General features: G+C 60.8%; 14 protein-coding genes. 13 read left to right on the plus strand and 1 reads right to left on the minus strand.

Features of this window, described 5'->3' with window-relative positions:
* Positions 1-31 precede the first annotated feature (31 nt).
* Complete coding sequence (locus M9827_RS24955) at positions 32-727, minus strand: DNA-3-methyladenine glycosylase (protein ID WP_250607756.1); 696 nt, start codon at positions 725-727, stop codon at positions 32-34.
* Between the two features lie 177 nt (positions 728-904).
* Between M9827_RS24955 and M9827_RS24960 the strand changes: the two genes are divergently transcribed.
* The 13 genes from M9827_RS24960 to M9827_RS25020 all read left to right on the plus strand — a co-directional run bounded on the left by M9827_RS24960 (position 905) and on the right by M9827_RS25020 (position 13487).
* On the plus strand, positions 905-2176 hold the full coding sequence (locus M9827_RS24960; protein WP_250607758.1) for a glutamate-5-semialdehyde dehydrogenase: 1272 nt from the start codon (positions 905-907) through the stop codon (positions 2174-2176).
* Positions 2177-2192: 16 nt separating this feature from the next.
* A complete protein-coding gene (gene nadD, locus M9827_RS24965) occupies positions 2193-2867 on the plus strand; it encodes a nicotinate-nucleotide adenylyltransferase (protein WP_250607874.1) in 675 nt (224 codons plus the stop codon).
* A 72-nt stretch (positions 2868-2939) separates the two neighbouring features.
* Positions 2940-3434: a ribosome silencing factor gene (gene rsfS, locus M9827_RS24970; protein ID WP_250607760.1), complete on the plus strand. Its 495-nt coding sequence runs from the start codon at positions 2940-2942 to the stop codon at positions 3432-3434.
* A gap of 9 nt (positions 3435-3443) precedes the next feature.
* Entirely contained in the window at positions 3444-3911 is a 468-nt protein-coding gene (rlmH, locus tag M9827_RS24975) for a 23S rRNA (pseudouridine(1915)-N(3))-methyltransferase RlmH (protein WP_003185785.1), read from the plus strand.
* Between the two features lie 10 nt (positions 3912-3921).
* Positions 3922-5817 (plus strand): penicillin-binding protein 2, encoded by a 1896-nt coding sequence (gene mrdA, locus M9827_RS24980; protein WP_250607763.1) that lies wholly within the window; start codon positions 3922-3924, stop codon positions 5815-5817.
* Between the two features lie 31 nt (positions 5818-5848).
* Complete coding sequence (rodA, locus tag M9827_RS24985) at positions 5849-6952, plus strand: rod shape-determining protein RodA (protein ID WP_095048844.1); 1104 nt, start codon at positions 5849-5851, stop codon at positions 6950-6952.
* A 17-nt stretch (positions 6953-6969) separates the two neighbouring features.
* Positions 6970-7980 carry a lytic murein transglycosylase B gene (mltB, locus tag M9827_RS24990; protein WP_250607766.1) on the plus strand — a complete coding sequence of 337 codons (1011 nt, stop codon included), beginning with the start codon at positions 6970-6972 and terminating at the stop codon, positions 7978-7980.
* Positions 7980-8990 carry a septal ring lytic transglycosylase RlpA family protein gene (locus tag M9827_RS24995; protein ID WP_250607768.1) on the plus strand — a complete coding sequence of 337 codons (1011 nt, stop codon included), beginning with the start codon at positions 7980-7982 and terminating at the stop codon, positions 8988-8990. Before mltB ends, M9827_RS24995 begins: the two co-directional genes overlap by 1 nt.
* A gap of 187 nt (positions 8991-9177) precedes the next feature.
* A complete protein-coding gene (locus M9827_RS25000) occupies positions 9178-10335 on the plus strand; it encodes a D-alanyl-D-alanine carboxypeptidase family protein (protein WP_250607770.1) in 1158 nt (385 codons plus the stop codon).
* Between the two features lie 85 nt (positions 10336-10420).
* Positions 10421-10696 carry a DUF493 domain-containing protein gene (locus M9827_RS25005; protein WP_027612895.1) on the plus strand — a complete coding sequence of 92 codons (276 nt, stop codon included), beginning with the start codon at positions 10421-10423 and terminating at the stop codon, positions 10694-10696.
* A complete protein-coding gene (lipB, locus tag M9827_RS25010; protein ID WP_250607771.1) occupies positions 10696-11343 on the plus strand; it encodes a lipoyl(octanoyl) transferase LipB in 648 nt (215 codons plus the stop codon). The genes M9827_RS25005 and lipB overlap by 1 nt, the downstream gene beginning before the upstream one ends.
* Positions 11344-11368: 25 nt before the next feature.
* A complete protein-coding gene (gene lipA, locus M9827_RS25015; RefSeq protein WP_160768663.1) occupies positions 11369-12367 on the plus strand; it encodes a lipoyl synthase in 999 nt (332 codons plus the stop codon).
* A gap of 172 nt (positions 12368-12539) precedes the next feature.
* Complete coding sequence (locus tag M9827_RS25020; protein ID WP_250607772.1) at positions 12540-13487, plus strand: S66 peptidase family protein; 948 nt, start codon at positions 12540-12542, stop codon at positions 13485-13487.
* The last annotated feature ends 56 nt before the right edge of the window (positions 13488-13543 follow it).

Genomic DNA, 13543 nt, shown 5'->3' on the forward strand with positions numbered 1-13543 from the left:
GCAGCCGTCGGCAGCCCGCAATGGCGTGTGTTTACCGCAAGAAATAATCCCGACCTTCGACCTGACCGCGTCGCAGCGGGTTCCGCGTGCACCATTGCGCATAGTTGGCGTCGACAAAGCGGTACATCAGGTGCTCGTCACGGCCATGGGGAATGCCCAGGCGTGTGGTTTGAATGATGTGCGAAGGTGCCGGCCCGGTGTCTTCTACCAGAAGCACTTCATGATCGAAACGCTTGGCGTCCCACACTGGCACTTTCAATCCCAGCGCTTTGCACAGCAGGGTTTGCCCGGCGCAGAGCTTTTGCGAAGGCCGCGCACGTCCCTGTGCGTCGGGATTGTTCAGCAGCATCTGCGCCAGACTTGCCGGCCCGCTGATTTCATCGACCCACGGATAGGCGGACTTGATCAATACCGCATTGCCCGGACCCTGGGCGCTGAAATTCAGCGAATCACCGCCCCGGGCGTAATACATATAGATGTGGCCGCCATCCAGAAACAAAGCCTTACGCTTTTCTGTGTAGCCCAGCGAGGCGTGGCTGCCTTTTTCTGCGCAGTAATAGGCTTCGGTTTCGATGATTCGCGCGCTCAGCCACAGGTCGCCGATCCGGTGACGAATGACTTTGCCGAGCAGATCCTGCGCCAGCACTTGCGCATCTCGGTCGAAAAAGGCGTCCGGTAGCCCCAGCGGCAGGCGTTCGGCGCGGTTGCGAACGGTCAGGTTGGACATGGCAGGCAATGTTTATCCAGGCTCAGGAGGTCGTGATGATAACAACGCGCGGCTTAATTGGGCCTGAACGCCGGCGAATCCGCGTTCATTTCGACCATCCGCCCGTCACCGCTGTTAGTCCCGGGACGCGACAGCTATAATCTGCCGCTTTCCTCTTTGCCAAGACCCCAGCAGACCATGACTGAGTCCGTTCTTGACTACATGACCCGATTGGGTCGCGCCGCCCGCGAAGCCTCCCGGGTCATCGGCCGTGCCAGCACCGCGCAGAAAAACCGCGCCTTGCAGGCTACTGCCAATGCCCTGGACGCCGCCCGCGCCGAGCTCGCCGCAGCCAATGAACAGGATCTGGCCGCGGGTCGCGCCAATGGCCTGGAGCCGGCGTTGCTGGAACGTCTGGAACTGACCCCGGCACGCATCGACGGCATGATCGTCGGTTTGCGTCAGGTCGCCGCATTGCCGGATCCGGTCGGTGCGATCCGCGACATGAGCTTCCGTCCGTCGGGCATTCAGGTCGGCAAGATGCGCGTGCCGCTGGGGGTGATCGGGATCATCTACGAATCCCGTCCCAACGTGACCATCGATGCTGCCAGCCTGTGCCTGAAGTCCGGCAACGCGACCATTCTGCGCGGCGGCTCCGAGGCGATTCATTCCAACCGGGCGATTGCTGCGTGCATTCAGCGCGGTCTGGCTGAGGCCCAATTGCCGGCTGCCGTGGTGCAAGTGGTCGAAACCACTGACCGTGCCGCCGTTGGCGCGATGATCACCATGCCCGAGTACGTCGATGTGATCGTGCCGCGCGGTGGCCGTGGGTTGATCGATCGCATCAGCCGCGATGCCCGGGTTCCGGTGATCAAGCATCTGGACGGTATCTGCCACGTTTACGTCAGTGCCCACGCCGATCTGGCGAAAGCCCAGCGCATCGCCTTCAATGCCAAAACCTATCGCTACGGTATCTGCGGTGCGATGGAGACGCTGCTGGTCGACCAGACTGTCGCCAAGGATTTCCTGCCGTCGATGGCGGGCCAGTTCCGCGAAAAAGGCGTCGAACTGCGCGGTTGCGAGCGCACACGGGCGATCATTGAGGCCGTTGCCGCCAGTGAAGACGACTGGAGCACCGAGTACCTGGCGCCGATCCTGTCGATTCGCGTGGTCGACGGCCTGGATCAGGCCATTGAACACATCAACCATTATGGCTCCCATCACACCGACTCGATTGTCAGCGAAAACCTCGCCGATACCCGCCGCTTTGTGGCGGAAGTCGACTCGGCCTCGGTGATGATCAACACGCCGACCTGTTTTGCAGATGGATTTGAATACGGATTGGGTGCCGAGATCGGCATTTCTACTGATAAGCTGCACGCCCGCGGCCCGGTGGGCCTTGAAGGACTGACCTGCGAGAAATACATCGTGGTCGGTGACGGCCAGTTGCGCGGCCAGGCGCCGGTCTGACTTGACCGACCTCGACCTGACAGCGCCGCAAGCCGGCAGCGAGTCCCGCCCCCGACGCATTGGCGTACTGGGCGGCACGTTCGACCCGGTGCACATCGGCCATTTGCGCGGTGGGCTGGAAGTCGCCGAAGCGCTGGCGCTCGACGAGTTGCGCTTGATGCCGAACGCTCGGCCACCGCATCGCGGTACGCCGCAGGTGTCGGCGCAGGATCGCTTGGCGATGGTCGAGTGTGCGGTGGCCGGATTGCCGCCGCTGATGGTGGACGCCCGCGAATTGCAGCGGGACAAACCGTCATGGACCATTGATACCCTGGAGTCGATGCGCGCTGAAATGCCCGCCGAGACCCAGGTTTTTCTGCTTTTGGGCTGGGACGCATTTTGCGGCCTGCCCACTTGGCACCGCTGGGAAGAGTTGCTCCAGCATTGCCACATCCTGGTGCTACAGCGCCCGGACGCCGACAGCGAACCGCCGGATGCCTTGCGCAACCTGCTGGCAGCGCGTTCGGTGAGCGACCCGCTGGCCCTGAAAGGGCCGAGCGGACAGATTGCATTCGTCTGGCAGACACCGCTCGCGGTTTCCGCCACCCAGATCCGTCAACTGCTGGCCAGCGGTAAGTCGGTACGTTTCCTGGTGCCCGACGCGGTCCTGGCCTACATCGATGCGCACGGTCTGTACCGTGCGTCGAACTGAACAAGGCGTGCTTCACTGATACGAATCCACGTGTCGCCAAGCCGCCGAATATATGAGCAAAACGAGTTTTATATGACTGACAAAGACCAAACCAAAGTAAAGCGCAAAGGCACATTCAAGAGCGCTCCGCTGCCTGAGCCGGTCAACACCAACGAGCCGCTCACTGGCGCGCAACTGGTCGACCTCGCCAAGGAGGCCCTGGAAGACGTCAAGGCGCAGGATATTCAGGTCATCGATGTTCGCGACAAGCAGAGCATCACTGACTACATGATCATCGCCACCGGTACGTCCAACCGCCAGATCAACGCGATGCTCGACAAGGTTCGTGAAGAAGTCAAAAAGAAGGGCGCCAAGCCGCTGGGCGAAGAAGGCAAGGGCGACAGCGACTGGGTGCTGTTGGACCTGGACCTGGTGATCGTGCACATGATGACTGCCTCGGCACGTCAGTTCTACGACCTGGAGCGCCTGTGGGCCGGTGCCGAGCAAAGCCGTGCGGCCGACGCCAAGCACCACAGCCCGGAAAACACCCACGAGCATTTCACCAAGCTCAACAAAGACCAGCTGTAAGGGATTGCTGTGCGACTGCGCCTGATCGCCGTCGGTTCACGCATGCCCAAGTGGGTGGAAGAAGGCTGGCATGAGTATGCCAAGCGTCTTCCGTCCGAGCTGGCGCTGGAACTGGTGGAAATACCGCTCAATACCCGTGGCAAGAATGCCGACGTGGCCCGATTCATCCGCCAGGAAGGCGAAGCCATGCTGGCCAAGGTCGGGCCGAACGAGCGGATCGTCACGCTGGAAGTCCACGGCAAACCCTGGAGCACCGAGCAACTGGCGGTCGAGCTTGACCGCTGGCGGCTGGATTCGCGCACGGTCAACTTCATGGTCGGTGGCCCGGAAGGGCTGGCGCCGGAAGTCTGCGCCCGTGCCGATCAGCGCTGGTCGTTGTCGCCGCTGACGTTGCCGCACCCGCTGGTGCGGATCCTGATCGGCGAACAGTTGTACCGTGCCTGGACCGTGCTGTCCGGTCACCCTTACCACAAGTAAGCCAGCCCTCATGTCTCAGCCGATCCGCATCAAGGACCACGAAAAGGACGCACGCCTGGTGCGTAGCCGCGTCGTGTTCGGGGCCATTGCGATCATGCTGCTGATCGGCGTGTTGATCGCGCGGCTGTATTACTTGCAGGTGATCCAGTACGAGTACCACTCGACGCTCTCGGAAAACAACCGTGTCCACGTGCAGCCGATTCCGCCGACCCGTGGGTTGATCTTCGACCGTAATGGCGTGGTAGTGGCGGACAACCGCCCGAGCTTCAGCCTGAGCATGACCCGCGAGCGTTCCGGCGACTGGCAGCAAGTGCTCGACGTCATCGTGGAAGTGCTGGAGCTGACGCCCGAGGACCGGGTGATTTTCGAAAAGCGCATGCGTCAGGGGCGCCGGCCGTTCGAGCCGGTGCCGATCCTGTTCGAGCTGAGTGAAGAGCAGATTGCCCGCATCGCGGTGAACCAGTTCCGCCTGCCGGGTGTGGAAGTGGTTGCGCAGTTGGTTCGTCACTATCCGCAGGGCGCGCACTTTGCGCACTCGGTCGGTTACATGGGGCGGATCAACGAGAAAGAGCTGAAAACCCTCGATCCGGTCAACTACAGCGGCACCCACCACATCGGCAAAACCGGCATCGAGCGTTTCTACGAGCCGGAATTGCATGGTCAGGTCGGTTACGAAGAAGTCGAGACCAACGCCCGTGGCCGCGTGCTGCGTGTGCTCAAACGCACCGATCCGATACCCGGCAAGGACATTGTTCTGAGCCTGGACATCAAGTTGCAGGAAGCTGCCGAAGCCGCATTGGGCGGGCGTCGCGGTGCGGTGGTGGCGCTGGATCCGAAGACCGGTGAAGTGCTGGCCATGGTCAGTCAGCCGAGCTTCGACCCGAACCTGTTCGTCACCGGGATCAGCTTCAAGGCCTACGCCGAGTTGCGTGATTCGATTGACCGGCCGCTGTTCAACCGTGTGTTGCGCGGTCTGTACCCGCCGGGTTCGACGATCAAACCGGCGGTGGCGATTGCCGGTCTCGATTCCGGTGTGGTGACAGCTTCGAGCCGGGTGTTCGACCCGGGCTATTACATGCTGCCCAACTACGACCACAAATACCGTAACTGGAACCGCACCGGTGACGGCTTCGTCGACCTCGACACGGCGATCATGCGGTCCAACGACACCTACTTCTATGACCTGGCGCACAAGCTTGGCATCGATCGGCTGTCGGCTTACATGAACAAGTTCGGCATCGGCCAGAAGGTCTCGCTGGACATGTTTGAAGAATCCCCAGGCCTGATGCCGTCGCGCGAGTGGAAGCGGGCGACGCGCAAACAGGCGTGGTTCCCCGGCGAAACCCTGATCCTCGGGATCGGCCAGGGCTACATGCAATCGACCCCGCTGCAGTTGGCGCAAGCCACGGCGCTGGTTGCCAACAAAGGCGTGTGGAACCGTCCGCACCTGGCCAAATCCCTCGAAGGGGTGAAGCCGGTGGACGAAAACCCGATGCCGGACATTGTCCTGCGTGATCCGTCGGACTGGGCCAAGGTCAACCACGGCATGCAGCAGGTGATGCACGGTGCTCGTGGTACCGCGCGCAAAGCAGCGATCGGTGCGCAATACCGGATTGCCGGCAAGTCGGGTACCGCGCAGGTCGTGGCGATCAAGCAGGGTGAGAAGTACGACCGCTCCAAGGTTCAGGAACGCCACCGCGACCACGCCTTGTTCGTCGGTTTTGCCCCGGCCGATGATCCACGCATCGTCGTGTCGGTGATGGTCGAGAACGGTGAGTCCGGTTCAGGCGTTGCCGCGCCCGTGGTGCGTCAGGTCATGGACGCCTGGCTGCTCGATCAGGACGGACGTTTGAAGGCCGAATACGCCAGCCCAATCAGTGCGGAGGCTACGGCCCGTGATGAATAACTTTGATCGCATGCTCTCCAGTGAGGATGTGATGCGTCGCCGCGCGACACTGCTGCAAAGACTGCATATCGATGGTCCGCTGCTCATTCTGCTGCTGATTCTCGCTGCCGGCAGCCTGTTCGTGCTGTATTCGGCGAGCGGCAAGAGCTGGGATCTGCTGGCCAAACAGGCCACGTCGTTCGGCATCGGTCTGGTGTCGATGATCATCATCGCCCAATTCGAACCGCGTTTCATGGCGCGCTGGGTGCCGCTCGGCTATGTGATCGGCGTGGTGCTGCTGTTGGTGGTGGACATCATGGGCCACAACGCCATGGGCGCGACACGCTGGATCAACATTCCCGGGGTGATCCGCTTCCAGCCCTCTGAGTTCATGAAGATCCTGATGCCGGCGACCATCGCCTGGTATCTGTCCAAGCGCACGCTGCCGCCGCAGCTCAAGCATGTCGGCATCAGTTTGATGCTGATCGGCGTGCCCTTTGTGTTGATCGTGCGTCAGCCGGACCTCGGTACTTCGCTGCTGATTCTCGCCGGCGGCGCGTTCGTGCTGTTCATGGGCGGGTTGCGCTGGCGCTGGATTCTCAGTGTATTGGCGGCGGCGATTCCGGTGTCGGTGGCGATGTGGTTTTTCATCATGCACGACTACCAGAAGCAGCGAATCCTGACTTTCCTCGACCCGGAAAGCGATCCGCTGGGCACCGGCTGGAACATCATTCAGTCGAAAGCCGCGATCGGCTCCGGCGGCGTATTCGGCAAAGGCTGGTTGCTCGGCACTCAGTCGCACCTGGACTTCCTGCCGGAAAGCCACACTGACTTCATCATTGCCGTACTCGGCGAAGAGTTCGGCCTGGTGGGCATTTGCGCGCTGCTGCTGATCTATCTGTTGTTGATTGGCCGCGGGCTGGTGATTACCGCTCAGGCCCAGACGCTGTTCGGCAAATTGCTCGCCGGGGCGTTGACCATGACGTTTTTTGTTTACGTTTTCGTCAACATCGGTATGGTCAGTGGCCTGTTGCCGGTTGTAGGGGTGCCGTTGCCATTCATTAGCTACGGAGGAACTTCGCTGGTGACGCTGCTGTCAGCGTTTGGGGTTTTGATGTCGATCCATACCCATCGCAAGTGGATCGCACAGGTTTGAATAAGGTGAAGAGTTCAATGCAAGTTATGCGTGGCTGGGCGACTCGATGCGCGCCATTGGTAGGCCTGATGGGCCTGCTGGGTAGCGTGCAGGAAGCGCTGGCCGGCGAATATGAAGGCTCGCCGCAGGTGGCCGAGTTCGTCGGTGAAATGACCCGCGACTACGGTTTCGCCGGTGAGCAACTGATGGCAGTGTTCCGCGAGGCGCAACGCAAACAGGCGATTCTCGACGCCATTTCCAGACCTGCCGAGCGGGTCAAACAATGGAAAGAATATCGTCCGATGTTCATCACTGACGCGCGTATCGCCCGGGGTGTGGACTTCTGGCGTCAGCATGAGGCCACCCTGGCCCGGGCCGAGCAGGAATACGGCGTGCCGGCACAAGTCATCGTGTCGATCATCGGCGTTGAAACCTTTTTCGGACGTAATACCGGTAATTACCGGGTGATCGATGCCTTGTCCACGCTCGGTTTCGACTATCCTCCCCGTGCCGAATTTTTCCGCAAGGAACTGCGTGAGTTTCTGCTGCTGGCGCGCGAGGAGCAGGTCGATCCTTTGACTCTGAAAGGCTCGTACGCCGGGGCCATGGGCCTGCCGCAGTTCATGCCGAGCAGCTTCCGTGCTTATGCGGTGGATTTCGACGGCGACGGCCACATCAACATCTGGAACAACCCGGATGATGCGATCGGCAGCGTCGCCAGCTATTTCAAGCGTCACGGTTGGGTCGCCGGTGAGCCGGTGGTCAGCCGTGCCGATGTCCGCGGCGAGCAGGTCGATGAAGGCTTGACCAGCGGCATCGAGCCGACGAAAACCGTTGGAGAGTTGCGGGCGCTGGGCTGGTCAAGTCATGATGCGCTGCGCGATGATATGCCGGTTACTGCATTTCGCCTCGAAGGCGATAACGGCCCTGAATACTGGATGGGCCTGAAGAATTTCTACGCGATCACGCGTTATAACCGCAGCGTGATGTACGCCATGGCCGTACATCAACTGTCTGAACAGCTGGTACAAGCACGGGGCGTCAAGTAATGCGGGCATTGCCTAACAATAAACCCCTGAAGCTGGTGGCATTCGCTGCGTTGGCGGTGCTGGTCGCCAGTTGCTCGACCAGCCGTTCCCCGACTCAGAAAACCTCCTCGACCGCTGTGCGTGCGCAGCCGGGCCTGGATATCAACCGTGCGCACAAAGATGGCGCGCCATGGTGGGACGTCGATGTGTCGCGCATCCCGGATGCCACGCCGACCCTGCACACCGGTCCATACAAGGCCAACCCGTACACCGTGCTGGGCAAGACCTACTTCCCGTTGCAGGAATCGAAGACCTACGTGGCTTCGGGTACGGCGTCCTGGTACGGCACCAAGTTTCACGGTCAGAACACCGCCAACGGCGAGGTCTATGACCTGTACGGCATGAGTGCCGCGCACAAGACATTGCCACTGCCAAGTTACGTTCGGGTGACCAACCTGGACAATAACAAGAGCGTGATCCTGCGGGTCAATGACCGTGGTCCGTTCTATTCCGACCGCATCATCGACCTGTCCTACGCCGCGGCGAAGAAGCTCGGTTACGCCGAGATCGGCACCGCGCGGGTCAAGGTCGAAGGCATCGATCCTCAGCAATGGTGGGCCGCCAAGGGCCGTCCGGCGCCTTTGATGCTCAACGAGCCGCAAGTCGCGCAGAATAGCGCCCCGGTGATCACGGCCTCGGCCGGCACCGTCGAGCAATGGACGCCACCGCCGCAGCAACATGCCGCTGACACCGTCCCAGTGCCGATGAGTGCAAAAAAAAACGCTTCTGCACCAGCGTCTGGCCAGTATCTGCAGGTGGGCGCGTTCGCCAACCCGGACGCTGCAGAACTGCTGAGGTCGAAGCTCAGCGGGATGGTGAGCGCTCCGGTGTTCATCAGCTCGATCGTGCGCAATCAGCAGACCCTGCACCGGGTACGCCTGGGGCCGATCGGCTCGCCGGGTGAAATCGCCCAGGTGCAGAACAGCGTGCGCCTGGCCAACCTGGGTTCGCCCAGTGTGGTCACCGAGTAATACGTAGAACTTGATTGACGGTTCACTTGCGGTATCGGGGGGTGAACCAGGTTGTTGGCTCGTCGAAGAACAAAAGCCCGGCAAGGGTGACTGGAGTGAGCAACTGAACACGCGATGGCTCGTTAGAAAGTCATCTGATTAAATTTTGTCCGCAAGGACAGTTTCCATTAGCGATTTCGAGAGACGGATGAACATCACCACCTTTGCCAAACGCCTGTGTCTGCTAGTCCCGCTGCTCCTCTCGCCAGCCGCCTTCGCGGCCGAGATGATGCCGTCGCCACCGCAACTGGCCGCCAAAGCCTACGTCCTCATGGATGCCGCCAGCGGCAACGTGCTGGTCGAGAACAACGGTGACCAGCGTCTGCCACCGGCCAGCCTGACCAAACTGATGACCGCGTACATCGCTACGCTGGAAATCCGTCGTGGCCAGATCGGTGAAAACGATCCAGTGACCGTCAGCGAAAACGCCTGGCGCACCGGCGGTTCGCGCATGTTCATCAAGGTCGGCTCGCAGGTGACTGTCAGCGATCTGCTGCACGGCATCATCATCCAGTCCGGTAACGACGCCAGCGTGGCGCTGTCCGAGCACATCGCCGGCAGCGAAGACGCGTTCGCCGACCTGATGAACAAGACGGTCACTGAACTGGGTATGACCAATACCCACTTCATGAACCCGACCGGCCTGCCGAACCCGGAGCACTACTCGTCGGCTCACGACATGGCGATCCTGGCCCGCGCGATCATCCACGAAGACCCGGCTCATTACGCGATCTACTCGCAGAAAGAGTTCTTCTGGAACGGCATCAAGCAGCCTAACCGCAATCTGCTGCTGTGGCGCGACAAGACCGTTGACGGTCTGAAAACCGGTCACACCGACGAAGCCGGCTACTGCATGGTGTCTTCGGCTGTACGTGACGGCCAACGTCTGATCGCCGTGGTGTTCGGCACCAACAGCGAAGTGGCCCGCGCCGCTGAAACCCAGAAGCTGCTGACTTACGGTTTCCGCTTCTTCGAAACCCAGACCTTCTATCAGAAGGGCACCGAACTGGCTCAGGCTCCGGTGTGGAAAGGCACCACCAGTCAAGTCAAGGCCGGCCTGGCTGAAGACCTGACCATGACCCTGCCAAAAGGCCAGCTGAAAAAGCTCGCTGCGAGCATGACCATGAACCCGCAACTGACCGCGCCAATCGCCAAGGGCGACGTGATCGGTAAAGTCGAAGTCAAACTGGAAGACAAGGTCGTGCACAGTGCTGACCTGATCGCTCTGGATGGCGTCGAGGAGGGTGGTATCTTCCGCCGCATGTGGGATAGCATCCGTCTATTCTTCTACGGCTTGTTCAACTGATTAGTGTTGACCTGCATGGCCCCGCCCCGATCCGGTGCGGGGCCATGCGCGTTATCACGGCTTGCGCTCTAGAGGCCGTTACGCCATGACCGATACCGAAGTAAAGGCGCCAAAGATCGAATTTCCCCAGACTGATTATCCGATTAAGGTGATCAGTGACACGGGCGTCGGCAACAAAGACAAGATCATCGACATCGTCAAGAAACACGCGACCATCAATGATGAGCGCATCGACGAGCGTCAAAGCAGCAATGGCAAATACACCACCATCCAGTTGCACATCGTCGCGACCGATCAGGATCAGCTGTACAACATCAACAGCGAACTGCGGGCTTCCGGTTTCGTGCACATGGTGTTGTGATGCCGGGCACGCTGGGCTTTCGCGAACTCGGCCAGATGGCTTACGAGCCGGTCTGGCATGCCATGCAACGCTTCACCAACGAACGCGGCAGCGATGCCGCCGACGAAATCTGGCTCGTCGAGCACCCGCCGGTGTTCACCCAGGGCCAGGCCGGCAAGGCCGAACACTTGCTGCTGCCGGGAGATATCCCGGTGGTGCAGGTCGATCGCGGCGGGCAGGTGACTTATCATGGTCCCGGCCAGTTGGTTGCCTACCTGTTGCTGGACGTGCGCAAGCTGGGTTTCGGCGTACGAGATCTGGTCACGCGCATGGAACAGTGCCTGATCGAACTGCTGGCCAGCTACGGTGTGACCGCCGCAGCCAAGCCAGATGCTCCCGGCGTGTACGTCGACGGAGCGAAAATCGCTTCTCTGGGTTTGCGGATTCGCCACGGTTGCTCCTTTCATGGCCTGGCTCTGAACGTGGATATGGACCTGGAACCGTTTCGACGGATTAATCCCTGCGGCTATGCCGGGCTGGCGATGACCCAGCTGAGCGACCACGCAGGATCGATTGAATTTGCCGAGGTAAGTGCCCGGCTGCGCGCGCAGCTCGTCAAACACCTCGACTATGCTGAGCAGACGACCCTGACGGGCGGAATCGACTGATATGACTACTGATGCAGTGCAAACCATGATCCCGACGCTCGACGTGACCGAGCGCCCGGCCCCGCGTCCCAAGGTAGAAGCGGGCGTCAAGCTGCGCGGCGCCGAGAAGGTTGCACGCATCCCGGTAAAGATCATTCCGACCACCGAACTGCCGAAGAAACCTGACTGGATTCGCGTGCGCATCCCGGTTTCGCCGGAAGTCGACCGTATCAAGAGCCTGCTGCGCAAGCACAAGCTGCACAGCGTTTGCGAAGAAGCATCCTGCCCGAACCTCGGTGAGTGCTTCTCCGGCGGCACCGCGACCTTCATGATCATGGGTGACATTTGCACCCGTCGCTGCCCGTTCTGCGACGTCGGCCACGGCCGTCCGAAGCCACTGGACGTCAACGAGCCGGAAAGCCTGGCCATCGCCATTGCCGACCTCAAGCTCAAGTACGTGGTGATCACCTCGGTTGACCGCGACGACCTGCGTGACGGCGGTGCTCAGCACTTTGCTGACTGCATCCGCGAAATCCGCAAACTGTCGCCGAACGTGCAGCTGGAGACCCTGGTCCCGGATTACCGTGGCCGCATGGATATCGCCCTGGAAATCACCGCGGCCGAGCCACCGGATGTGTTCAACCACAACCTGGAAACCGTACCGCGCCTGTACAAGGCTGCGCGCCCGGGTTCGGATTACCAGTGGTCGCTGACCCTGCTGCAACGCTTCAAGCAGATGATGCCGCACATTCCGACCAAATCCGGCCTGATGCTGGGGCTGGGTGAGACCGATGAAGAAGTCATCGAAGTGATGAAGCGCATGCGCGAGCACGACATCGACATGCTGACCCTCGGTCAGTATCTGCAACCGTCGCGCAGCCATTTGCCGGTGCAGCGTTTCGTGCACCCGGACACCTTCGCCTGGTTCGCCGAGGAAGGTTACAAGATGGGCTTCAAGAACGTTGCTTCGGGCCCGCTGGTGCGTTCTTCGTACCACGCCGATGAGCAAGCGAAGCTGGTCAAGGCTGAGCTGCTGGGTTCCTGATCCTGCCCTGAATGAAAAATGCCCGCCGAGGCTTTAACGCCCGGCGGGCATTTTTTTGCCTGTCTTACATTCAATGCTGACTTTTCCTGCAACCTGCGGCGTGGCCTAGCCTCTTCTGTTTACCGCCGTTCCTGACTACTGTGTGTGCAATGACTCACAGGGAGATCCAAGGATGACCGTTCGACCGACCCACACACTTTGCCCGCACAGAGCCGTGCCCGCGTTGCCCTCAGAAGGGCTGATCGGCGTTATTGCACCTGCCGGGCCCGGTGTTCTGGACACTGACAAGGCGGTGCAATGGATGCGCGCCCGTGGCTATGGGCTGAAGGTGTTTCCCGGTGTCTACGAGAAGGACGGCTATCTGGCCGGCAGCGACGACGTGCGCCTGCGCGATCTGCACGCGGCGTTCGCTGATCCTGAGGTCGACGCCATTATTTGCCTGCGCGGCGGCTACGGCACACCACGGCTGCTTGACCGGATCGATTACGGCCTGCTGAGCCGCCATGCCAAGCCATTCGTTGGCTACAGCGACATCACCGCGCTGCACTTGGCCATCAGTCGATACGCAGGATTCGTGACGTTTCACGGGCCGCTGCTCAACGCTGACCTGTTGGGCGACAAGGAGCCGCCGACCGTCACTTCGTTTTTCGCCATGCTGCGCGGGCAAATGAAGGCGGGGAGTGTGCTCAGCCATCCGGTGGCGTATCCGTTGACTACGGTCGAACCCGGCATCGCGCACGGGCGTTTGCTCGGCGGCAATCTGGCGATGATCGCCGCAACGTTGGGCACGCCTTACGAGATAGATGTCGAAGGTGTGATTCTGCTGATTGAAGACATCAACGAGCCGTTGTATCGCATCGACCGGTTGCTGACGCAGATGCGTCTGTCCGGCAAGTTGGCCAGATTGCGGGGCGTGCTGGTCGGGGACGTGGCGGGGGTGGAAGTCGCGGCACTGAACCGCTTGCTCAAGCAGACTTTCGAGCCGTTGCGGATTCCGGTGTTGTCGGGGTGGCGTAGCGGGCATTGCGATCCAAACCTGACGCTACCGATGGGCGCGCTGGTGCGGCTGGATGCGGGGAAGCAGGAATTGATGCTGGAGCAGGATGTCGTCACCCGATAGTGTGTGGGTGAAGCAAAAAGATCGCAGCCTTCGCCAGCTCCTACAGGGGATTGATA

Origin of the sequence: Pseudomonas sp. AKS31 (genome assembly GCF_023634765.1) — a bacterium.
In the GTDB taxonomy this organism is placed as follows: Bacteria; Pseudomonadota; Gammaproteobacteria; order Pseudomonadales; family Pseudomonadaceae; genus Aquipseudomonas.

Excerpts from the sequence above, each read along its gene's own strand:
- mrdA (WP_250607763.1), top strand. The coding sequence starts at position 3,922 with ATGTCTCAGCCGATCCGCATCAAGGACCACGAAAAGGACGCACGCCTG.
- M9827_RS25020 (WP_250607772.1), top strand. The coding sequence starts at position 12,540 with ATGACCGTTCGACCGACCCACACACTTTGCCCGCACAGAGCCGTGCCC.
- lipB (WP_250607771.1), top strand. The coding sequence starts at position 10,696 with ATGCCGGGCACGCTGGGCTTTCGCGAACTCGGCCAGATGGCTTACGAG.
- M9827_RS24960 (WP_250607758.1), top strand. The coding sequence starts at position 905 with ATGACTGAGTCCGTTCTTGACTACATGACCCGATTGGGTCGCGCCGCC.
- rsfS (WP_250607760.1), top strand. The coding sequence starts at position 2,940 with ATGACTGACAAAGACCAAACCAAAGTAAAGCGCAAAGGCACATTCAAG.
- mltB (WP_250607766.1), top strand. The coding sequence starts at position 6,970 with ATGCAAGTTATGCGTGGCTGGGCGACTCGATGCGCGCCATTGGTAGGC.
- rodA (WP_095048844.1), top strand. The coding sequence starts at position 5,849 with ATGCGTCGCCGCGCGACACTGCTGCAAAGACTGCATATCGATGGTCCG.
- M9827_RS24995 (WP_250607768.1), top strand. The coding sequence starts at position 7,980 with ATGCGGGCATTGCCTAACAATAAACCCCTGAAGCTGGTGGCATTCGCT.
- M9827_RS25000 (WP_250607770.1), top strand. The coding sequence starts at position 9,178 with ATGAACATCACCACCTTTGCCAAACGCCTGTGTCTGCTAGTCCCGCTG.
- M9827_RS25005 (WP_027612895.1), top strand. The coding sequence starts at position 10,421 with ATGACCGATACCGAAGTAAAGGCGCCAAAGATCGAATTTCCCCAGACT.
- lipA (WP_160768663.1), top strand. The coding sequence starts at position 11,369 with ATGATCCCGACGCTCGACGTGACCGAGCGCCCGGCCCCGCGTCCCAAG.
- M9827_RS24955 (WP_250607756.1), bottom strand. The coding sequence starts at position 727 with ATGTCCAACCTGACCGTTCGCAACCGCGCCGAACGCCTGCCGCTGGGG.